Origin of the sequence: Corallococcus carmarthensis (assembly GCF_003611695.1) — a bacterium.
Lineage (GTDB): Bacteria > Myxococcota > Myxococcia > Myxococcales > Myxococcaceae > Corallococcus > Corallococcus carmarthensis.
Genome location: NZ_RAWE01000050.1, coordinates 20,315 through 42,016, shown reverse-complemented (window position 1 = coordinate 42,016; position 21,702 = coordinate 20,315). Strand labels below are relative to the sequence as shown.

Annotated in this window: 18 protein-coding genes; 13 read left to right on the top strand and 5 right to left on the bottom strand. The window is 71.4% G+C overall.

The window, feature by feature from the left end:
- Nucleotides 1-287: 287 nt before the first annotated feature.
- From D7X32_RS16160 to D7X32_RS16145, 4 genes are read right to left on the bottom strand one after another with little or no spacing between them, the layout of a single operon-like run.
- Entirely contained in the window at nt 288-1,217 is a 930-nt protein-coding gene (locus D7X32_RS16160; protein WP_120603437.1) for an ABC transporter permease, read from the bottom strand.
- Nucleotides 1,210-2,349 carry an ABC transporter permease gene (locus D7X32_RS16155; RefSeq protein ID WP_120603436.1) on the bottom strand — a complete coding sequence of 380 codons (1,140 nt, stop codon included), beginning with the start codon at nt 2,347-2,349 and terminating at the stop codon, nt 1,210-1,212. Before D7X32_RS16155 ends, D7X32_RS16160 begins: the two co-directional genes overlap by 8 nt.
- Nucleotides 2,342-3,835, bottom strand: a complete 1,494-nt coding sequence (locus D7X32_RS16150) for an ABC transporter ATP-binding protein (protein ID WP_120603435.1) — start codon at nt 3,833-3,835, stop codon at nt 2,342-2,344. Before D7X32_RS16150 ends, D7X32_RS16155 begins: the two co-directional genes overlap by 8 nt.
- A gap of 38 nt (nt 3,836-3,873) precedes the next feature.
- Nucleotides 3,874-5,067, bottom strand: a complete 1,194-nt coding sequence (locus D7X32_RS16145; RefSeq protein WP_120603452.1) for a BMP family lipoprotein — start codon at nt 5,065-5,067, stop codon at nt 3,874-3,876.
- Nucleotides 5,068-5,159: 92 nt separating this feature from the next.
- Between D7X32_RS16145 and D7X32_RS16140 the strand changes: the two genes are divergently transcribed.
- The 5 genes from D7X32_RS16140 (at nt 5,160) to D7X32_RS16120 (ending at nt 9,954) form a co-directional block, all read left to right on the top strand.
- Nucleotides 5,160-6,464, top strand: a complete 1,305-nt coding sequence (locus D7X32_RS16140) for a thymidine phosphorylase (RefSeq protein ID WP_120603434.1) — start codon at nt 5,160-5,162, stop codon at nt 6,462-6,464.
- Between the two features lie 13 nt (nt 6,465-6,477).
- Nucleotides 6,478-7,638 (top strand): molybdopterin-synthase adenylyltransferase MoeB, encoded by a 1,161-nt coding sequence (gene moeB / locus D7X32_RS16135; protein ID WP_120603433.1) that lies wholly within the window; start codon nt 6,478-6,480, stop codon nt 7,636-7,638.
- A gap of 135 nt (nt 7,639-7,773) precedes the next feature.
- Nucleotides 7,774-8,127: a PilZ domain-containing protein gene (locus D7X32_RS16130; RefSeq protein ID WP_120603432.1), complete on the top strand. Its 354-nt coding sequence runs from the start codon at nt 7,774-7,776 to the stop codon at nt 8,125-8,127.
- A 72-nt stretch (nt 8,128-8,199) separates the two neighbouring features.
- Nucleotides 8,200-8,604: a cytidine deaminase gene (locus tag D7X32_RS16125; RefSeq protein ID WP_120603431.1), complete on the top strand. Its 405-nt coding sequence runs from the start codon at nt 8,200-8,202 to the stop codon at nt 8,602-8,604.
- A gap of 12 nt (nt 8,605-8,616) precedes the next feature.
- Complete coding sequence (locus tag D7X32_RS16120; protein WP_120603430.1) at nt 8,617-9,954, top strand: 5'-deoxyadenosine deaminase; 1,338 nt, start codon at nt 8,617-8,619, stop codon at nt 9,952-9,954.
- On the opposite strand, the gene D7X32_RS16115 is transcribed toward D7X32_RS16120, so the two are convergent.
- A complete protein-coding gene (locus D7X32_RS16115; protein ID WP_120603429.1) occupies nt 9,951-11,354 on the bottom strand; it encodes a sensor histidine kinase in 1,404 nt (467 codons plus the stop codon). The two genes, D7X32_RS16120 and D7X32_RS16115, sit on opposite strands and share 4 nt — an antisense overlap.
- A gap of 280 nt (nt 11,355-11,634) precedes the next feature.
- On the opposite strand from D7X32_RS16115, the gene D7X32_RS16110 reads away from it, so the two are divergent.
- The 8 genes from D7X32_RS16110 (at nt 11,635) to D7X32_RS16075 (ending at nt 21,657) form a co-directional block, all read left to right on the top strand.
- A complete protein-coding gene (locus tag D7X32_RS16110; protein WP_120528049.1) occupies nt 11,635-12,372 on the top strand; it encodes a PspA/IM30 family protein in 738 nt (245 codons plus the stop codon).
- Nucleotides 12,373-12,405: 33 nt separating this feature from the next.
- Nucleotides 12,406-13,593 (top strand): ABC transporter substrate-binding protein, encoded by a 1,188-nt coding sequence (locus tag D7X32_RS16105; protein WP_120603428.1) that lies wholly within the window; start codon nt 12,406-12,408, stop codon nt 13,591-13,593.
- A 41-nt stretch (nt 13,594-13,634) separates the two neighbouring features.
- Nucleotides 13,635-14,441 carry a hypothetical protein gene (locus D7X32_RS16100; protein WP_120603427.1) on the top strand — a complete coding sequence of 269 codons (807 nt, stop codon included), beginning with the start codon at nt 13,635-13,637 and terminating at the stop codon, nt 14,439-14,441.
- A gap of 154 nt (nt 14,442-14,595) precedes the next feature.
- The gene (locus tag D7X32_RS16095; protein ID WP_120603426.1) at nt 14,596-16,248 is read left to right on the top strand and encodes a hypothetical protein; all 1,653 of its coding nucleotides are present in this window, start codon (nt 14,596-14,598) and stop codon (nt 16,246-16,248) included.
- A complete protein-coding gene (locus D7X32_RS16090; RefSeq protein ID WP_120603425.1) occupies nt 16,245-16,949 on the top strand; it encodes an ABC transporter ATP-binding protein in 705 nt (234 codons plus the stop codon). The genes D7X32_RS16095 and D7X32_RS16090 overlap by 4 nt, the downstream gene beginning before the upstream one ends.
- A complete protein-coding gene (locus D7X32_RS16085) occupies nt 16,946-18,232 on the top strand; it encodes an ABC transporter permease (RefSeq protein ID WP_120603424.1) in 1,287 nt (428 codons plus the stop codon). The genes D7X32_RS16090 and D7X32_RS16085 overlap by 4 nt, the downstream gene beginning before the upstream one ends.
- On the top strand, nt 18,229-18,990 hold the full coding sequence (locus tag D7X32_RS16080) for a hypothetical protein (RefSeq protein ID WP_120603423.1): 762 nt from the start codon (nt 18,229-18,231) through the stop codon (nt 18,988-18,990). The genes D7X32_RS16085 and D7X32_RS16080 overlap by 4 nt, the downstream gene beginning before the upstream one ends.
- 108 nt (nt 18,991-19,098) lie before the next feature.
- Entirely contained in the window at nt 19,099-21,657 is a 2,559-nt protein-coding gene (locus D7X32_RS16075; RefSeq protein WP_120603422.1) for a serine/threonine protein kinase, read from the top strand.
- Nucleotides 21,658-21,702 lie beyond the last annotated feature (45 nt).

The following is a 21,702-nucleotide window of genomic DNA, read 5'->3' as shown; positions in this document are numbered from 1 at the left end:
GTCCCGGAACCGCACAGGCCCACCTGCTGCGCCTGCTCGCTGTCCGGTACGCAATCCGACATGGTCGCACTCCCATGCCAGCGCCATGCCGGACGTCCACCCGATGGCAGATCAGCCCACACTGGAAATGCCGAAAAGTGTGATCCAATAAGGTCAGGGGGTTGGCGGCTTCCCGAAGGATGACCAGACGCATCAGGACGGGTGGCCGCTTCAGATTTGACGGGTCGGGGCTGACCAAAAGTGAATCCAGACCCGGGTATTGATGCACCCACTCCCTCTCAAAATGGTCAGCGGGACTCCTGCTCGTACGGGGTGCCCAGGGCGGCGGGAGCGTGGCCGCGTTGGCCCTGGAGCGCGAGGACGAGGAGGGTCAACAGGTAGGGCAGGGCGAGCAGGAAGCCCTGGGGAACCAGGTCGAGGAGCCAGGGAGCACTCGAGGCCAGGCCGATTCGCAGCGCGTTGCCGAAGGCGAAGAAGAGCGCGGCGGCGAAGGCCCCCAGCGGCGTCCAGCGGCCGAACACCATCGCGGCCAGGGCCATGAAGCCCAGGCCCGCGGGGGTGTGCTGTTCGAAGCGGTCCAGGACGGCGGTGGACAGCACCGCGCCGCCCAGGCCCGCCATCAGCCCGCCGCCCAGCACCGCGCCCCAGCGCAGGGCGGGCACGGACAGGCCCAGCGTGGCCACCGCGTGCGGCTTGTCGCCCACGGCGCGCAGTCTCAGGCCCAGCGGCGTGCGCGTCAGGAGCAGGTGGAAGACGAAGGGCAGGGTGAGCGCCAGGTACGTGGGCGCCGCGTGGCCGGACAGCGCGCCCAGGAGCGGGACGTGGGACAGGCCCGGGAGGTTCCAGCGCGACAGCTGGGTGATGGCGGGCGTGCCGTTGGGGCCGTAGAGGGACTCCAGCAGGAAGGTGCCTCCCGCCATGGCCACCAGGTTGAGGGCCATGCCGGAGACGACCTGATCCGACCGCCAGCGGATGCTCAGGAACCCGTGCACCGCGGCGATGCCGGCGCCCGCGCCCATGCCCACGAGCACCGCGAGCGGCGTGGGCATCACGAGCGCCGCCACGGCCGCGAAGAAGGCGCCGGTGCGCATCATTCCTTCGACGCCCACGCTCACCACGCCGGCGCGCTCGGAGAGCATCGCGCCCAGCGCGGCGAACACCAGGGCGGGGGCCGCGTCCAGGGTGGAGAAGAGGAGCGAGTGGAGCACCTCAAACACGGGGCACCTCCGCTCCGGCCTGGGCCGGGCCTTGTGCCTGGGTCTGCGCGCGCTTCTGGCGCCGGTCCAGCAGGGCGAGCCACACCATGCGGCCGGCGACGAAGAGCAGCGCGAAGCCCTGGATGAGCTCCGGGAAGCTCTTGTGCACGCCGAGCAGCTGCATGCGCGTGCCGCCCGCGCGCAGGATGCCGAAGACGGCCGCGGACAGCGCCGCGCCCAGCGGGTGGTTGTTGCCGATGAGCGCGATGGCGATGCCGTCGAAGCCGTAGGGCGCGCCCAGCGAACCCGGGTAGCGGCCCTCCGTGCCCAGCACCAGCACCGCGCCCGCGAGGCCCGCCAGCGCGCCCGCGAGCGCCATGGCCCCGCCCGCGCGCCACAGCGTGGGGATGCCCGCGGCCCGGGCCGCTTCCGGGCTGAGGCCCACGGCGCGCGTCTCGTAGCCGGAGCGCGTGCGGGACAGCCACACCCAGACGCCCAGCGCCGCCACGAGCGCCAGCGGGAAGCCCAGGTTGAGGCGCGAGCTGTCACCCAGCAGCCGGGGCAGCTGCGCGGTGGGGAGGATTTCGGCGGTGCCGGTGATGGACGACGCCCCTTCCGCCACCGCGCGCAGCGGGCCGATGACGAGCCAGTTGTCCACGAGGCTCACCGCCACCCAGTTGAGCATGATGGTGGAGATGACCTCGTGCACGCCGCGCTTGAGCTTCAGCACGCCGGCGATGCTCGCCCACGCCGCGCCGGCGATGGCAGCCGCGATGAGGGCCAGCGGGACGTGGATCAGGCCGGGCAGTGACACGTGCGCGCCCACGAGCGCCGCGGCCAGCGCGCCCCAGATCATCTGCCCCTGCGCGCCGATGTTGAACAGGCCCACCTTGAAGGCCACCGCGACGGACAGGCCGGTGAGGGTGAGCAGCGCGGCCTTCATCGCGGCCTCGCCCAGGGGGCGCAGCACGGCGTTGCTGCTGCCGCCTTCGAGAAACGCGGGCCAGTTGCCGATACCGCCCCAGAGCATCTGGAGATAGGCGCGCGTGGCGGTGTCCGCGTCGCGCGTGAAGGCGATGGTCAGCCAGCACACCGCGAGCGCCAGCAGGACGGAGAGCACCGACGGCAGCACCTGCCGCGTCCGCTCACCCATGGCTTCCCTCCGCGCCCAGCATGCGGCGGCCCAGCTCGCGCTCGTCCAGGTCCTTGCGCGGGAAGTGCCCCGTCACACGGCCTTCGTAGAGGACGTAGACGCGGTCGGACAGGGCCAGCACTTCCTCCAGGTCCAGCGACACCATCACCACTCCCGCACCCCGGGCCCGGGCCTCGCGAAGGCGCTCGTGCACCTGCGCCACCGCGCCAATGTCCAACCCGCGCGTGGGCTGCACGACGACGAGCAGCTTCGGAGCCGCGTCCAGTTCGCGCGCCACCACGACCTTCTGCTGGTTGCCGCCGGACAGCGCCTGCAGCGCCACCGCCGGGTCGGGCGGGCGCACGTCGTAGGCGGTCAGCAGCTGGTTCGTGCGCTCGCGGCGGCCCTTGAAGTCTATCCAAGGCCCGCGCGCGAACGGCGGCTGGCGGTGCCGGCCCAGCGCCACGTTCTCCTCCACCGTCATCGCCTTCACCACCGCGCGGGCCAGGCGGTCCTCGGGGACATGGCCCACGCCGCGCGCCTTCGCCAGCGCCGGGGTGAGCCCCGCCAGGGGACCGCCGAGCAGCGTTCCTTCGCCGCCCTCCAGCTTGCGCAGGCCCGTGAGCACTTCCGCCAGTTCGCGCTGGCCGTTGCCGTCGACCCCCGCGATGCCGACGATTTCGCCCGCGCGCACGGTGAGGCTCACGCCCTGGAGCGCGGGACGGCCATTGTCGCCCGTGGCCCGCAGGTCCTTCGCTTCGAGCACGACCGGACCCGCCGCCGCTTCTGGCGTTTCGGACGCGACAGCGGGCACGCCGGTCAGCGCGGCGCCCTTGGTGCCTTCGCCCACCATCAACGAGGCCAGCTCGGAGACGGTGGTCTCGCTGGCGCGCACCTCCGCCACGGTGCGGCCCCGGCGCATCACCGCCACGCGGTCCGCCACGCCCAGCACCTCCTTGAGCTTGTGGCTGATCAACACCACCGTGCGGCCCTGCGCCACCAGCCCGCGCATCACCTGCGACAGCTCGTCGGATTCCTGCGGCGTGAGCACGGCGGTGGGCTCGTCCAGGATGAGCACCTGCGCGCCCCGGTGCAGCGCCTTGACGATTTCGACCTTCTGTTGCGAGCCCACCGTGAGTGTGTCCACGCGGGCCCGCGGATCCAGCTGGAAGCCGAAGCGCTTCGCCGTGGCCGCGACCTCGTCACAGGCGCGGTCCAGGTCCAGCAGGCCGCGCTTCGTGGGCTCGCGGCCCAGCACCACGTTCTCCGCCACGGTCAGCGTGGGCACCAACATGAAGTGCTGGTGCACCATGCCGATGCCCTTCGCGATGGCGTCGCGCGGGCTCTTGAACCGCACCGGCTTGCCGTCCATCCGGAACGTGCCCGAGTCCGGGTGGTAGAGCCCGTAGAGCACGTTCATCAGGCTGGATTTGCCCGCGCCGTTCTCGCCCACCACGGCGAGCAGTTCCCCCGGGACGATGTCCAGCGACGCATCCTCCAGGGACACGCACGACCCGAAGCGCTTCGCGATGTGCTGGAGGGAGATCAGGGCCGCGCGACCTGGAAGGAGGACAGCTCCGCCTGCGTGCCCGGCACGGTGAGCTTCCCTGCGAGGATCTGCTGCCGCAGGGTCTCCACCTTCTGGAGCGCCTCCGCCTTGCCCGGGAACTCCACGCGCACGTCCGCCATGCCCACGCCGTTCTCCTTCAGGCCCAGCACCTGCTCACCCGCCGTCAGCTTGCCGTCCACCAGGTCCTTCGACGCCTGGTACACGGCGAGGTCGCTGTGCTTCACCATGGACGTGAGGATGGCGTCCGGCGCCAGGTGGGACTGATCCGAATCCACGCCGATGGCGAAAACCGTCTTGCCCGCCGCGCGCGCCTCCTTCACCGCCTGGATGACGCCCAGGCCGTCCGTGCCCGCCGCGTGGAAGATGACGTCCGCGCCCTTGGCGATGAGGTCCTGCGCCACTTCCTTGCCCGCGGACACGCTGTTGAAGCTGCCCGTGTACACGGCCATCAACGCGTCCGCCGCCTTCGCGTTCGTGGTGCGCACGCCCGCGCGGTAGCCCACGTCGAAGCGCTTGATGAGGGGCACTTCAATGCCGCCCACGAAGCCCACCTTGTTCGTCTTGGTGACGAGCCCCGCCAGCGCGCCCACCAGGAAGCTGCCCTCCTGCTCCTTGAAGAGCACCGTGCGCACGTTGGGCAGCGACTTCGGCTTGCCCTGCGCGTCCAGCAACTGGCTGTCGATGAGCAGGAACCTGGCGTCCGGGTTTTCGGTCGCCACGTCGCGCACCGCGTTGGCCAGCAGGTAGCCGTTGCCGATGGTCAGCTTCGCGCCCTGCTCCACGAGCAGCTGGAGGTTGGGGGCGTAGTCCTCCTGCGCCTTGCTCTGGAGCACCAGCGGCTGCACTGGCAGCGGCTTCACTTCCGGTGCGAGCGCGGCGAGGTCGGAGGAGATGGACTGACGCACTTCGCCAGCGGGGGCGTCCACGTACTTGCCGCCCTCGTACTTCTTGCCGGCGGCCCACAGCTCCAGGCCGCGCAGGGACGCGTCGTTGAACGAGTGATCACCCCGGCCGCCCACGTCGATGACGAGCCCCACGACCACGGGCTTTCCCTCGGGGGGCTTCGTGGCGGTGGAGGCCTGCGAGGGCGCCTTGGGGGCGTCCTCGGACTTCTTGGAACAGGCGCACAGGAGCGCGGCCAGGGCGAGCACGTGGAGTCGGCGGAGCATCATGGGCCCCGCTATCTACCAGATGCCGCCGGGGCTTTCCCTTCCCGCGAGGGGGTGCATGGAGTGGGGACTTCCTGCTATGGCCTGCCTCCGTGCAACCCTACGAGCTCATCAAGGCCAAGCGCGACGGCGGCAGGCTGGACCCGTCGGACATCCAGGCGTTCATCCAGGCGTACACCGCCGGCACCGTGGCCGACTACCAGATGGCCGCCATGTGCATGGCCATCTTCTTCAAGGGGCTGGACTCGCGGGAGCTGGGGGCGTGGGCCCGCGCCATGCTCCACTCGGGTGAGGTCCTGGACCTCTCCGACACGCCGGCCATCAAGGTGGACAAGCACTCCACGGGTGGCGTGGGCGACAAGGTGTCCCTGAGCCTCGCGCCCCTGGCGGCGGCCTGCGGCGTGCCCGTGCCCATGATTTCGGGACGCGGCCTGGGCCACACCGGCGGCACCCTGGACAAGCTGGAGTCCATCCCCGGCTTCAACGTGAACCTGTCCACCGCGGACTACCGCCGGCTGGTTCGCGAGGTGGGCTGCTGCCTCATCGGCCAGACGGCCCAGGTGGCTCCCGCGGACAAGAAGCTCTACGCGCTGCGCGACGTGACGGCGACGGTGGACTGCATCCCGCTCATCGCGTCGTCCATCATGAGCAAGAAGCTGGCGGAGGGCATCGACGCGCTGGTGCTCGACGTGAAGGTGGGCAGTGGCGCCTTCATGAAGACGGCGGATGACGCGCGCGTGCTGGCCCGCACCATGATTGGCCTGGGCGCGGAGATGAACCGCAAGGTCGTGGCCCTGCTCACGGACATGGATCAGCCCCTGGGCCGCCAGGTGGGCAACGCCCTGGAGGTCCGCGAGGCCGTGGACATGCTCCGCGGCGAGGCGCCCGACGACTACACCGAGATCACCTACGCGCTGACGGCGGAGATGCTGGTGCTGGGCAAGAAGGCCGCCAACGTGGAGGAGGCGCGCGGGATGCTGCGCCGCTCCGTGGAGGACGGCAGCGCCATCCAGAAGCTCAAGGAGATCGTCCAGTCGCAGGGCGGCGATCCGCGCTCCATCGACGACTACTCGCTCTTGCCCACGGCGAAGGCCACGACGGACGTGGTGGCGCCGCGCGACGGCTTCGTCACCGGCATCCACACGGAAGGCGTGGGGCTGGCGGCGGTAGCGCTGGGCGCGGGGCGGCAGCGGGTGGACAGCAAGATCGACCCGGCCGTGGGCTTCACGCTGCTTAAGAAGGTGGGCGACGCGGTGACGCAGGGCGAGCCCGTGGTGCAGGTGCACTACAACGATGCCGGGCCGGTGGAGGACGTGAAGGCGCGGCTGCTCGCGGCCTACCGGTTTGGCGACCGGGCGCCCGCGGCCCGCCCGCTGGTGCTGGAGCGGCTGGAGTAGTTAGCCAATTTCCATGGCCCCTTCGTTCCGCGAGCTGCTGTCGGAGGTGAAGAAGGAGATCCGCGAGGTCTCCCACGAGCACGTCCGCCAGCTCCTGGACTCCGGGGCGAAGGTGAAGCTCGTCGACGTGCGCGAGGCCGACGAGTACGCGGGCGGCCGGCTCCCCGGCGCGGTGCACATCCCCCGGGGCTACCTGGAGCTGCGCATCGAGGAGAAGGCGGACCGCGAGGACGAGCTCGTCCTCTACTGCGCGGGCGGCACCCGGTCCGCGCTCGCGGCCCGCACGCTGCGGGAGATGGGCTACACGCGCGTGTCGTCGCTCGCGGGCGGCTACAACCGCTGGAGCGACGCGGCCTTGCCGGTGGAGAAGCCCGTGGTCCTCTCCGCCGAGCAGAAAGAGCGCTACCGCCGCCACCTCATCCTCCCGGAGGTGGGGGAGGAGGGACAGGCGAAGCTCCTGAAGTCGAAGGTGCTGCTGCTGGGCGCGGGCGGGCTGGGCTCTCCCGCGGCGCTGTACCTGGCCGCCGCGGGCGTGGGCACGCTGGGCGTGGTGGACGCGGACGTGGTGGACCTGAGCAACCTCCAGCGGCAGGTGCTGCACACCCTGGCGCGCCGGGGCCAGCCGAAGGTCCAGAGCGCGAAGACCGCCCTGGAGGCGCTCAACCCGGACGTGAAGGTGGTGCCCTTCCAGGAGCGGCTCACCACCGCCAACGTGGAGCGCATCCTCGCGGACTTCGACCTCGTGCTGGACGGCGGGGACAACTTCCCCACGCGCTACCTGCTCAACGACGCGTGCGTGCTAATGGGCAAGCCCAACATCCACGGCTCCGTGTTCCGCTTCGAGGGGCAGGTGACCACCTTCCTGCCCGGCCAGGGGCCCTGCTACCGCTGCCTCTACCCCGTGCCGCCCCCGCCGGAGCTGGCGCCGTCGTGCGCGGAAGCCGGCGTGCTGGGCGTGCTGCCCGGGCTCATCGGGATGCTCCAGGCGACGGAGGCCTTGAAGCTGCTGCTGGGGGTGGGGGAGTCGCTTTCGGGGCGGCTGCTCACCTTCGACGCGCTGGGCACGCGCTTCCAGGAGCTCAAGCTGCGCCGGGACCCGGAGTGCCCGGTGTGCGCGCCGGGAGCGAAGGTGGAGCTCATCGATTACGAGCAGTTCTGCGCCACGGGGGCCTGAGGCGCCGTCGGATGCATTTTCAGGGGCAACGGATCGGACGGGCCCGCGTATGATGCCGCCAGCCCGGACCCGGGGCGGTGGTGGAACGCGACCCGGGTCGGATACGAGATCGGCAGCGGCAGGGAGACGACGGCGATGTCCGAGCAGAATGAGAACCAGGACAGCAGGACGGGGGAGGACCGGCGCGACTCGCCCCGCGTCCCCATGCGTCTGAAGGTCCGGCGGGAGGGGGCGGAAGGCTTCCTGGACCGCGCGGGGGACCTGTCCCTGGGCGGTGTGGGATGGGTGGGAGAGGCGCTGGACCCGGGCCAGAGCGTGGAGGTGCGCTTCGCGCTGCCCCCGTCCCTGGAAGAGGTGCAGGTGCGCGGCGAGGTGCTGCCCCCCAAGGCCGGCATGACGGGCCCGGTGGTGCGCGTGCGCTTCGTGGAGCTGCCGGTGGAGCTGGAGCTCGCCATCGCCCGGCACCTGGACGACCAGAGCAAGGAATAACCCCGGGCGCCCGCCAGGGCGTTTGTCGGTTGGACGGGCGCCGGTGGACGGCGTCCCGCGAAGGAGGGCGGCATGGCGGAGGAGATTCCCTGGGAGCGGCTGTTCGAGGAGGCCCTGCGGGTGCGTCAGCGCGCGCACGTGCCGTACTCGAAGTTCCCCGTGGGGGCCGCCGTGCTGTACGCGGACGGCTCCGTCGTGGCCGGCTGCAACGTGGAGAACGCCACCTACGGCCTCACCGTCTGCGCGGAGCGCAACGCGTTCGCCGTGGGCGTGGCCCAGGGCCGCGAGAAGCCGGTGGCCGTGGCCGTCGTCGTGGACACCCCGGAGCCCTGTCCCCCGTGCGGCATGTGCCGCCAGGTGATGGCCGAGTTCGCCGGGCCTGACATTCCGGTGCGAAGCCGCACCCTCAACGGGCAGGAGGCGCGCTACTCGCTCAGCGAGTTGCTGCCCCACGCCTTCACCCGTTCCTTCCTCTAGGACCCTCCCCACGTGGACTTGCTTCTCACTGGCGCCACCGTCGTCACCATGAACCGCGACCGCGAGGTGCTGCCGCGCGCGGACGTGCTCGTGCAGGACGGGCGCATCGCGAAGGTGGGCCGGGGCCTGAAGGTGAAGGGCGCCTGCCGCGTCCTGGACCTCGCCGGGCAGGTGGTGATGCCCGGCCTCATCCACGGCCACCTGCACGCCTGCCAGACGCTGTTCCGTGGCCACGCGGACAAGCGGGAGCTGCTGGACTGGCTGCGCGAGCGCATCTGGCCCATGGAGGCGGCGCACGACGCGGCGTCCCTGCGCGCCAGCGCGGACCTCACCTTCGCGGAGCTCATCCGCTCCGGCTCCACGGCGGCGCTCGACATGGGCACCGTGCACCACTACGACGCCGTCTTCGAGTCTGCGCGTGACAGCGGCTACCGGCTCGTCGGTGGCAAGGCGATGATGGACTCCGGCGACGAGGTCCCCCGGGGCCTGCGCGAGACGACGGCGGACTCGCTGTCGGAGAGCCTGGCGCTGATGGAGCGCTGGCACGGCACCCACGACAACCGCCTGCGCTACGCGTTCGCGCCGCGCTTCGCCCTGTCCTGCACGCCGGAGCTGCTGCGGGAAGTGGGCCGGCTGTCGCGTGAGAAGGGCGTGCGGATCCACTCGCACGCCAGCGAGAACCGCACGGAGACGGACGTGGTCCGGAAGGCGACGGGCCAGGACAACATCGCCTTCTTCCACGGCCTGGGGCTCACCGGCAGCCACGTCACGCTGGCCCACTGCGTCTGGGTGGAGGGCACGGAGCAGCAGCTGCTGCGCGAGTCCGGCACGGTGGTGTGCCACTGCCCGGGCTCCAACCTGAAGCTCGCGTCGGGTTACGCGCGCGTGCCGGAGCTGCTCCAGGACGGCATCCCCGTGGCGCTGGGGGCGGACGGCGCCCCGTGCAACAACACGCTGGATTTGTTCCACGAGATGCGGCTCGCGTCCGTGCTGCACAACCCGCGCGTGGGCCCGGTAGCGATGACGCCCATGCACGTGCTGGAGATGGCCACGCTGCACGGCGCGCGCGCCCTGGGCCTGGAGGACGAAATCGGCTCGGTGGAGGTCGGCAAGCGCGCGGACCTCACGGTGGTGGACACGCGCGGCTTCCACTTCTGCCCGCTGCCGGAGGACGTGACCGGGCCGCTGGTGTACTCGGCGCGCTCCACGGACGTGTCGCACGTGCTCATCGACGGCAAGCTGGTGCTGCGCGAGGGCGAGCTGACCACGATGGACGCGAACGCGGTGCTGGCCAACGCCCGCACGCAGGCCACGAAGCTCTTCGCCCGCGCGAAGCTGAAGGCCTCCTAGAAGCGCTGATGGACGGCCGCCGGGCCCTGCGACGGTTGCGCGCGGGGCAGGCGCAGCACGAAGGACGTGGCCCAACCCTCCGCGTCCTCCACCGTCAGCTTCCCGCCGTGGGCTTCCGCCGCCAGCCGGGAGAAGTACAGCCCCAGGCCGTAGCCCCGGCGGCCCTCCTTCTCGCGGCTGCCCTGCACGTACTTGTCGAAGAGGGCCTCGCGCGCCTCGGGCGGGATGGCGATGCCGTCGTTGCGCACCGCCAGCCACTGCTGGCCTTCCGTCTCGCCTGCCTCCAGGCGCACCCGGCCGCCGGACGGCGCGTAGCGGAGCGCGTTGGTGGCCAGGTTCTCCACCACGCGGATGAGCAGGCCCGCGTCGCCCACCAGCTGGAATCCCGGCGGGCACGCCAGCTCCAGCTTGATCTTGCGCAGCCGGGCCGCGCCATCCAGCGAGCGGCGCACCTCGTCGAACAGCGGCGCCACCGGGAAGGGCTGCTTGCGAGGGGACAGCCGGCCCTGCTCCAGCCGGGGCACGTCCAGGAGGTCGGAGATCATCCGGTCCAGGCGCGCCGTGACGGCCAGGCCCGTGCGCACGGACTCCACCAGCGGCGTGCCGATGGGCAGCTCCTGCTCCATCCACGACAGGGACAGCGTCACGGCGGACAGCGGCGAGCGCAGGTCGTGCACCAGGAACTGCATCAGCTGCTCCTGGTGGGCCTGGAGCGCCTCCAGCTGGGCGTTGCGCGCGTGGGCCTCCGACAGCATGCGCTCGATGGTGCGGTGGGCGTCCTCCACCTCGGTGGTGCGGCGGGCCTCCAGCTGCCGGGACACCTCCGCGTGCGACAGGTCCATGGCCAGCTGCCGCAGCCGCCCGGTGCCGTAGTGGCTCACCGCCGCCACCAGCACCAGCGTCACCGCTGCCACGCCCATGGCGCCCGGGCCCACGCCCGCCTGGTGCATGAGCACCGCCTGGCTCAACGACGCCAGGCCCGCCGTGCCATAGACGAGCCAGGGCATCAGCTCCAGGCCGGAGAGCGCCACCACCAGCGCGAACAGCCCCAGGCTGAAGCCCGCCACGCCCGCCGGGAAGGGCGACACCGGCAGGGCCAGCTGCTGGAGGCCGAACACCAGCCCCACGTCCACCAGGGACTGCACGACGCCCAGCTGCTTCGTCAGCGGCTTGAAGCGCAGCGCGAACAGCAGCGCCACCACGCCGCCGTAGCAGAGCAGCACGGGTGGGTAGTGGGCCCAGTCCCGGGCGCCCGTCAGCCACAGCCCCAGGCTGGCGGCGAAGAACACGGCCGTGCCCACCAGCCGCACCGCTGCCCCGGCGCCCAGAACGCGCCTCCGCTGGGCGGCCACCACCCGCGCAAGCTCATTCTCGAAAGCGACGGGAGGAGTCGGGTCCATGCGACACTCTCGTTTTCCCCGCTTCCACCCCGCCCGGCAAGTTCATGGCCGCGTCGTCTTTCGCGACCCCGGGTGGACCCCTAAGGACAGGGAGTGGCCAATGGGGGCTGTCTGGTGGCCCTGGACCCGGCCGGGCTGGCGGGCGGCGGGTTTCCGGGGGCAATCATCCGTCCCGGGCGGGCGTAGTCACGGTGACACGCGCCTTGCGGCCGGATGCTTGTGGGCGTCGGAGTTCGTGTAAGGTGGCTGGGATTAGGCACAGGCGGAGGTGAGAGCCGACATGTGGCAGCGATTCAAGAGAGCGATGCGGAGCTTCGCGGGCTTCTTCGTCTCCTCCATCGAGGATCCGGAGTTGATTCTCGAGCAGAACATCCGTGACCTGAACGATCAGGTCCCCAAGATGAATGAGTCCATCGCCATGGTCCGGGCGAATGTGACGCTGCTCGAGAAGGAGAACATGAAGTACCAGCAGGACGTGCGGGAGCTGACCGCCAAGGTCAAGGCCGCCATCCAGGCGGGCCGTGACGACCTGGCCGGCACCTACGCGACCAAGCTCCAGGGGGAGAAGGAAGCCCTCGCGCGCAACCAGCAGCAGCTGGATATCGCCAAGCAGGCCTATGAAAAGGCCCTGAACGTCAAGAAGGCGTTCATGCGCGAGAAGGACCGCAAGACCCAGGAGGCGATGAACGCCGTCCGGGACGCGCGGCGCGCCAAGTGGCAGGCGAAGGTCGCCGACACGATGGAGTCCTTCACCGTCGCGGGCGTGGACTCCACGCACGACGAGATGCTCCGCAAGGTCCAGGAGAAGACGGCCATCAACGAGGCGCGCATGCAGATGGCGCTGGAGTCGGTGGACCACCAGGCCGCGGCCATCGAGGAAGAGGCGGAGAAGATCCAGGGCGACGAGCTGGTGAAGCAGTTCAAGATGGAGATGGGCCTGCTGGACAGCCCCGCGCCGGTGTCGGACGTGGGCGCCGGTCCGGAAAAGACCATCGGCAAGAAGGTGGAGATCAAGTAGGTCTCCCCCCATGAAAGGGGCCGGCGCACACGGATGAAGCTGCACCGCGGACCCGGCCTCTTTCTCTTCCTCGCGCTCTGTGTCCTGGGCGCGGGGTACGTCTTCGCCTCGCGGGCGGGTTACCTCGACCGCCTGCAGGCGCGTTTCTTCCCCTCCACCCGTGAGGCGGTGCGGCTGTCCCCGGGCGACTTCCCGGCGGGCGTCGCGGCCCCGGTGGCGGACGTGGCGTCGGTGCCGCTCAGGCCCGTGCTCATCGGCTTCACCCCGCGTGGTTCGGCTTCCGCGCTGCTCGTCGCCACTGGCGGCTCCACCACGCTGGACAACCCCGCCACGCCCCCGGGCGCCGCGCAGGGGCTGCTCAAGTCGGCCTACGCCCTGGACGCCCGCGCGGTGCTCTTCGCGCGCGAGGAGGAGCTGAAGCAGGCCCTGTCCGTGGGCGCGGAGAACGGCGGCGTGGACATGGCGGCGCTGTCGGTGGACCGGCTCGCGTCGTGGGCGCCCACCCTGCGGGACGCGGCGCCTCGCACGGTGCTGCTCGTGGGGAGAAGCCGGGGCCAGGAGGCCATGGCGGCGGTGGGCGTGCCGGACCTGGCCAGCCTGCGCGGCAAGCGGGTGGGCGTGTATCCGGGCGGCTCGTCGCACTACTTCGCCCTGTGGGTGCTGGCGCGCGCGGGGCTTCGCACCTCCGACGTGCGGTGGGTGGACCTGCCGTCCACGCTGGACGCGGGCCGGGCGCTCCGGGAGGGGCGGGCGGACGTGGTGGTGGGGCTGTGGGGCGACGTGGAGCTGGCGGCGCGCGACCGGGGCGGCAAGGTGCTGGCCACCACGGCGGACGCCCCGCACCTGCTGGCCACGGTGCTGGTGGCCCGGGGCGACTTCGCGGCGCGCTACCCGGACGCGGTGCGGCGGGTGCTCCGGGGGCTGTTGGACGCGGGGCAGGGCGTGCTGAAGGACCCGGCGGCCGGGGCGCGGCTGTTGGGAGAGGTGGCGCCCTACCTGGGCGACCCCACGGAGGCCATCCGCAGCGCGCCGCCGGCGACGCTGGCGGACAATCGGGCCTTCTTCGGACTTTCCGGCGAGGCGCCGGTTACCTATGACGAGCTCTTCCAGAGCGCCGCGGCGCTCTTCCAGAAGCTCAAGCGCGGGACGGCGCCCCCTCCGGCGGAGGACACGCGGGACCTGGGCGCGCTGAAATACGTCTCCGAGGCGCGGGGGCCCTGACGGGCTCGAGTGAAGGGCCCGAGAGGGAAGGGGAGTCGGACGTGGCGAAGACACCGAACTACATCAAGGCCGCGTTCCTCCTGCCGGCCAACCTGGTGGGGCTGACGACGGCGGCCATGTCCAGCGCCGTGACGCAGGAGCCCCTGCCCATGATGGTGGCGCTGGGCGTGGAGGGCGTCTACCTGGCCGTCCTGTCGTCCATGAAGCGCTTCCAGCGGGTCGTGCGCTCCCAGCAGCCGGACAACCCGGAGGCCGCGCGCGCGGCGGTGGACTCGCTGCTCGCGGACCTGGCGCCGTCGCAGCGCGACCACTACCAGCAGCTGGTGGGGCTGAAGGAGAAGATCCTCGCCAACTACCGCAAGCTGCCCGGCGGGCGCGTGCTGGCGGCGGACAGCGAGCCCAAGCTGGACGCGCTGCTCACGTCCTTCCTGCGGCTCATCTCCGCGCTCAACCAGTACCGCACGTACCTGAGCGGCTCCGACCGGGAGCACCTGACGTCCGAGGTCGCGGCGCTGGAGGCGGAGGTCGCCGGGGAGTCCAACCCGCGCCTCAAGGACGTGAAGGGCAAGCGCGTGGAGATTCAGCGCAAGCGCCTGATGCGCTTCGAGCAGGCGGGCGAGAGCCGCGAGGTGGTGAGCCACCAGCTGGCCGGCATCGAGGACCTGATGCGGCTGACGCACGAGCAGTCCATCGCCATCCGCGACCCGGAGAGCGTCAACCGGCAGCTCGACGTGCTCTCCGCGGAGACGGAGGCCACGGACGAGACGGTGCGCCAGATGGAGCGCTTCCTCGACTTCACCGAGGAGACGTCCGCGCCGCTGCCGCACGGCGGCACCCGCGTGCGGTAGGGCGGGCACGGGCCCGGACGGCGGGCCGCCTGGGGGCGATGCGAGCCGCTCCGGCGGGCACCTGTTCACCGTGGCACCTTGCAGCCGTGGCGGGGGCTTGGAACGCCACACGAATAGATTGACTCTCCGCCGCAGGCATCCTGTCCTGACGCCCATGCTCCGCCGCGTTGGGTCCCTCCCGTTGCTCCTGCTGTTGGTCGTGTTCGCCGGCTGCTCGCGCTGTGGGAAGGAGGCGGCAGGGCCCGCGGACTCGCCCCGGGGCGTGTCGCGCTACCTGCCGCGCACCGCGCAGGCGGCCGTCGTCATCGACGACCTGGGCACGCTGGGCGAGAAGCTCGCGCGCTTCCAGAACCTCAAGGTGGCCTCGTTCGTCGCGCAGCTGCAGAACTTCCCCTCCGCGGAGCGCTACGTGTCCGCGGTGATGCGGCAGGTGGGCGTGGACCTGCGCAGCAGGAAGGCGCTGGAGGACGCCGGCATCGACCCCAAGCGCGGCGCGGGCGCGGCGTTCTTCGGGGGCATGCAGGCGGTGTCCGTCATTGGCGTGAAGGACGCGGACAAGCTGAAGACGACCCTCGCCACCTTCGCCCGCACGCGGCTGGGCGCGTCGGAGGAGAAGGACACGAAGGTGGACACCGGCAGGCTCGTCACCTTCAACCGTCCGGGCTCCACGACGCCCATGGTGGGCATGCTCTTCCTCAAGCACGACCTGGTGCTCCTGGGCGGAGGCGCGTCGGTGGCGCGGCTGACGGAGCTGGCGGCGCTGCCGGAGGAGCAGTCGCTCGCGAAGGAGCCGGTGCTGGAGGCGTCGCTCAAGCGGCTCTCGGGCGACCGCGACTTCCACGTGTGGCTGCCGGGCGGTTCGGGCCTGCTGCCCGCGGGCACCGTGCAGGGCATCACCTTCACCGGCCACATCGAGGAGCGCGCGGTGACGCTGCGCGCGGACGCGCCGTGGCCGGACACGCAGACTTCGCTCGCGGCGCTGGAGCCCAAGGGCGGTGAGGCGCTCGCGGGTTGGCTGCCGCAGGACAGCTTCTTCGTGGCGCGCTTCCGGGGCGACCCCGCGCAGCTGGACGGCGTGTGGCCGTACCTGGCGGGCTCGCAGGTGACGCGCGCGGTGCAGGAGGCGGGCTTCAACGTGAAGACGGAGGTGTTGGACAACCTCAAGCCGGGCATGGTGCTGTCGCTGTCGCTGTCGCCCACGGTCAACCTGTCCTCGGGCATGCCGGACCTGGACCTGCGGCGCACCAACCCCTTCCGCTTCGTCAACCTGGTGGCGCTCGCGGAGGTGAAGGACGTGGCGAAGGGGCAGGCCACGCTGGACAAGGTGCCCGGCTTCGCGGGCGGCTTCGGCGCGAAGGTGGAGCCCACGGACATGAGCGGCCAGAAGGCCTACCTCACGTCGTACCGCGCGGGTGAAGGCGCGCACTTCGCGCTGTCGAAGGACGGCAAGCTGGTGCTCGCGGGCCCCCGGGCGCGCCTGGAGTCGACCCTGGCCTCGCTCGCGCAGCCGGCGGGCACGGGCCCCGTGTCGGAGGACCTGAAGACGGTGGGCAAGGACGCCGCGCTGGTGGTGCTCCTGGACCTGCGCCGGCTGGCGGACGCGGTGAAGGCGCTGCCGTCCGCCGCGTGGGGCATTGGCGGCTTCGCCATCAAGGCCACCACCGTGCGCTGGCTGGACGCCACGGACGACCTGCGCGCGGTGACCCTGGCCCTGTCGCGCAAGGACAAGGCGCTGCAGGCCGAAATCTCCCTGCGGCTGACGCCCGCGCCCGCTGGCACCACGACAACGACCCCGGCCACGCCTTGATCCACGCGCGCGATGTCGTGAAGGAGTACGAGGACGGCGAAGGGGCCCGCGTGCGCGTCCTCGACGGCGTGTCGCTGGACGTGGAGGCCGGGGACTTCGTCGCGGTGGTGGGCGCGTCCGGCAGCGGCAAGTCCACGCTGCTGCACCTGTTGGGGGGCCTGGACGTGCACTACCAGGGGCAGGTGGAGGTGGGCGGCGTGAAGCTCACCGGCCTGCGCGACCAGGAGCTGGCGCGCTTCCGCAACACGCACGTGGGCTTCGTCTTCCAGTCCTTCCACCTCATCCCCAACCTGTCCGCGCTGGAGAACGTGCTCCTGCCGTCGCACTTCGGCCCCGCCTCGGCGGACGGGCGCAAGCGCGCGAGCCAGCTCCTGGAGCGCGTGGGCCTGGGCTCCAAGCAGGACCGCGCGCCGGTGCGGTTGTCCGGCGGTGAGCGCCAGCGCGTGGCCATCGCCCGCGCCCTCTTCGGCGGCCCGAAGCTGCTGCTGTGTGACGAGCCCACGGGCAACCTGGACGCTTCCACGGGCGCGGGGGTCATCCAGCTCTTCCAGGAGCTGCACAGGGAAGGGCTCACGGTGCTGACCGTCACCCACGAGGAGCGCATGAGCGCGGTGGCCCGGCGGGTGCTGCGGCTCAAGGACGCGCGGCTGGTGGAGGAATCCCCCGCGCGGGAAGCCCTGGCCTCGCGAGGTGCCCCGTGAGGTTCGATGCGCTGTCACGACTGGTGAGGTTGTCCCTCGCGCGCGAGCGCAAGGGCGCGTTCTTCTCCGCCTTCGGCGTGGCCATGGGCGTGGGCGCGCTGGTGTTCTTCGTGGGCCTGGGATTGGGCGTGGGGCGCGTCATCCGCGAGCGCATCTTCCCCACGGACTCGCGGCTGGTGGACGTGGTGCCCCCGTCGGTGTCGCTGGGCCTGTTGGGCGGCGGCAAGCTGGATCCGGCCGCGGTGGAGCGCCTGGCCGCGCTGCCCGGCGTGGAGACGACGTACCGGAAGATGAACGTCCGCGTGCCGGCGGTGACCCGCTACGACGGTGTCTTCTTCGGCTCGCGCCTGCGCATGGGCATGGAGGTGCTCGCGGTGGGCGTGGACCCCGGCCTCGTGCAGAAGGACGTGGGGCTTCCGGAGGCGAAGGACTTCAAGGACCCCGGCGAGGGCAAGGCCATCCCCGCGCTCATCTCCACGCGCCTGCTGGAGCTGTACAACAAGACGTTCGCGCCCGCGCGCAAGCTGCCCCAGCTGTCCGCGGAGATGCTCATCGGCTTTGGCTTCCCGGTGGAGTTCAACCGCTCCTACGTCGCGGCCACGTCCGGTGGGCCCACGACGACGCAGCAGGCGCAGGTGGTGGGCGCGTCCGACCGGGCCATGCTCGCGGGCATCACCATCCCGCTGGACACGGCGGTGCGCATCAACCGCGCTTCCGGCGCGGACGCGGACAGCTACTCCGGCGTCACGCTGGTGGCGGCGGACCCGTCCCGCGTCCCGGAGCTGGTGGAGGCGGTGAAGGGGATGGGCTTCGAAATCGATGATCAGGAGCGCAGGCTGGCGGAGAACGCGGGCGCGGCGGTGGCGCTCACCACGTCCGCGCTGGCGCTCCTGTCCATCCTCATCTGCGTGCTGGCCGCGGTGAACATCGCCCACGCCATGTCCTCGTCCGTGCGCGCGCGGGCCAAGGAGATTGGCGTGATGCAGGCGGTGGGCGCGTCGCGCGCGGACGTGCGCGCCATCGTGCTGGCGGAGGCCGGTGTGGTGGGCATGCTGGGCGGCGCGGCGGGCACGGCGGCGGCGCTGGTGCTGGCCTTCCTCGTGGACCGGCTCGCGAAGGGCTACCTGCCCAACTTCCCCTTCAAGCCGGAGAGCTTCTTCTCCTTCCCCGTGGTGGTGGTGCTGGGCGGCGTGCTGCTGGGGCTCGTGGCCGCGCTCGCCGGGGCCTACTTCCCCAGCCGCCGCGCCGCCGCCACGGATCCGGCAAGGACGCTGGCGGGATGAACGGCCCTTCGCGCAAGTCGCTGCTGGTCAACGTCGTGTGCCTGGGGGCGCTCGGGTGGATCTACGGGGGCGACCTCTCGGATGCCCTGCGCGCCCGGACCGCGGAGGTCTCCGCGCTCCTGACGCCGCCGTCCGCCGTGCGCGCGAGCCTGGTGCTGGGGTTCGCGGGCGTCGGGCTGGCCGTGTTCGTCGCGGGGCTGCTGCGCAAGAAGCCGGAGGGCTTCAAGGGCTACCGGCTCCTGCCCATCCTGCTCGTGGTCGCGCTCTTCCTGGACCTGGTGGTGGCGGAGGGCCGGACGCCGCTGGACTCGCCGGAGCTGGGCGCGGTGGCGCTCCAGCGCTTCCAGGGCGAGGCGCAGAAGCTGGCCACGGAGGCCGCCGTGCCCTCGCGGGCGCAGGTGCTCCAGCCTCTCGTGGACGCGCTGGGCGCGCCGCCCTACCTGGAGCGCGGCGTGCCGGTGCCGGCCTACACACTCCAGGTGCGCATGGAATGCGAGGGCCCGGTCCGTGATGCCCCCGGCACTCGGCCCGGCACGCTGCTGTACTGCATTGCCCGGGATGGCAAGCAGGCCTGGGTGACGCTGGTCGGGTTGCCCTCCGAGGTGCGCTTTGGTGTGCCTGCCGTGCTCTCCCAGCGGGGCGAGCCGCGCGTCGCCGCCGTGCATGCCCGGATCCCCGAGGAGAATGACGTCATCGAGGGCATTGATCTGGAGATCCCCACGGTGGATGGGGGCGCGGCGACGTCTGATTCGCCCTGAGTCTGGGTCGCCTGGGGAGCAAGCGGGCGGAAATAGGTCCGCGCGCGCGGTTGACCCTTTGGAGCCGCGATCGATAGGCTCCCCTCAAGGACTCGACCCCCACACACAGTGACGACCTCTCAACCGAAGCGGCAACCCATCCCGTTCGGGAAGTATCTCCTCCTGGACCGCGTCAACATCGGCGGCATGGCGGAGGTCTGGCGCGGCAAACAGTTCGGCGCCAGTGGCTTCGAGCGGCTCGTCGCCATCAAACGCATCCTGCCGAACATCGCCGAAGATGAAGAATTCATCTCGATGTTCATCGATGAGGCGAAGATCAGCGTCCAGCTGACCCACGCCAACATCGCGCAGATCTACGAGCTGGGGCAGATCGCCAGCAGCTACTTCATTTCGATGGAGTACATCCCCGGCAAGGACATGCGGGCCATCTTCGACCGTTGCCGGAAGAAGGGTGAGCCCGCGCCCGTGCCGCTGGTCGCCTTCTGCGTGGCGAAGATGTGCGAGGGCCTGGACTACGCCCACCGCAAGAAGGACGGGATGGGGCGCGAGCTCAACATCGTCCACCGCGACATCTCGCCGCAGAACGTGCTCGTGTCCTTCGAGGGCGAGGTCAAGGTCATCGACTTCGGCATCGCGAAGGCGGCGGGCAAGGCGACGAAGACGCAGGCCGGCATCCTCAAGGGCAAGTTCGGCTACATGAGCCCGGAGCAGATCCGCGGCCTGCCGCTGGACCGCCGCTCGGACGTGTTCGCCATCGGCGTGTGCCTCTACGAGATGCTCACCGGCGAGCGCCTCTTCGTGGGCGACAGCGACTTCTCCGTGCTGGAGAAGGTGCGCAAGGCGGAGGTGCCGTCGCCGTCCACGTACAACCGGCGCATCCCGGAGGCGCTGGAGCGCATCGTCCTCAAGTCGCTCGCGAAGGACGTGGAGGAGCGCTACCAGTACGCCAGCGAGCTGGGCGACGACCTGCAGCGCTTCCTGCTGACGAGCGATTCCATCTTCGGCCGCAAGGACCTCATGCAGTACATGAAGTCCACGTTCGCCGAAGAGGTGGAGCGCGAGAAGCAGCGCCTGGCCGAGTACGCGGACATCCGCGCGCCGGACGGCATGCTGGCGGCCATCGAGGCGGGCTACAGCGGCCCGTCCCCGGTGCCCACGCAGAGCATGACCAACATCCCGGCGGTGGCGCCCTCCGCGCCCGCCGTGGAGCCCGTCTCCGCGCCGCCGCCGCGCGCCTCCAACTCCGGCGCCAACAACGGTCAGGGCGCGCGCCGCTCGCCCACGCTCGCCGCGCTGCCCAAGCTGACCGCCGCCCCCGCCGCGCCCTCGCCCAAGGAGGACGAGGAGCTGGCGACGCAGATGGTGGACCGCGACGCCGTCTTCAACGACGCGCCGGAGCCCACCACCCAGCCGGGCGCCGCCATTGGCCGCGCCGTCACGCCGCTGGAGTCGCCGGCCGCGCCCGACGACGACGGGGAGGACGTGGCGGGCCGCACCGCCGTCATCCCGCCGCCCTCGTCGCTGCCTCCTCCGGGGCCGCCGCGCCTGTCCCAGAACGGCGCGCCGGTGCTGAGCGCCGCGCCCCCGCGCCCGTCGCTGACCAACGTGCCCACGTTGATGTCCAACGACGCGCCCGCGCCCCGGCAGACGCCCAACCGGGGCAACGACAACCCGCTGCCCCGCCTGCACCGGCCGGACTCTCCGCCGGAACAGATGCCGTCCCCGCCGCGTCCGCCCGCGCCCCCCGTCCTGAACGGCGGGAACCCGCCGCGTCCGCCGCAGGGCCGGGAGCCTTCCGCGAAGGAATCCCGCGCGAAGCACGCGCCCGAGGAGGGCACTGCCCGGGGCCTGGGCCTGCGGGGCATGGACAAGCGCCTGCTCTACGGCGTCGTGGGTCTGGCCTCGCTGTTCCTGCTGGTGGGCGTGGCCCTGGTCTTCTCCCCGAGCAAGGCCGCGCAGGGCTACGTGATGGTGGAGCTCAAGACGCAGGAGGCGAAGGACATCGCCATGGTGTCCATCAACGCGGTGTCCATTCCCCCGGGGCCTCCGGAGAAGTTCCCGTCGAACGGCTACATGCTGAAGCCGATGCCGGTGGGCAACGTGCTGGTGGTGGTGACCGCGCCGGGCTACGAGGCCTTCACCCAGCCCGTGACGGTGTCCGAGGGCACCAATGCCACGCAGGTGCCGGTGGTGCTCAAGCGGCAGTCGCGCTCGATCGTCGTGGTCTTCAAGACCCAGCCGGATGACGCCGAGGTGAAGATCGACAACCAGGTCGCCCGCAAGCAGGGCGTCCGGGATCAGGTGCTCCGGGACTTCTCCCTGAGCAACGACGCCCCTCTCGTGGAGGTGTCCGCCCCGGGCTACGTGCCGTTCATCAAGAAGATGGCGGTGAACAACAACGGCCTGGACGTGGTGGCGACGCTGGAGCGCGCGGCCGTGGAGGTCCGGGTCGAGTCAGAGCCCGAGGGCGCGGCCATCTTCCAGGGCAACAAGGACCTGGGCATCGTCACCCCGGCCACCATCCGGGTGCCGTGGGGCACGCGGGAGCTCACGCTGAAGGCGAAGTGCTACTCGGACGCGGATGTGTCCGTGGGCACGCCGTCCCCGGCGGGCTCCACGGTCAAGGTGGAAGCAGCCCTGAAGAAGCAGGCGCGCTGCCGCGATTAGCGGCCCCGCGGCCCTGACACTTAAGGTAGGCCTGGGGGTCCTCCC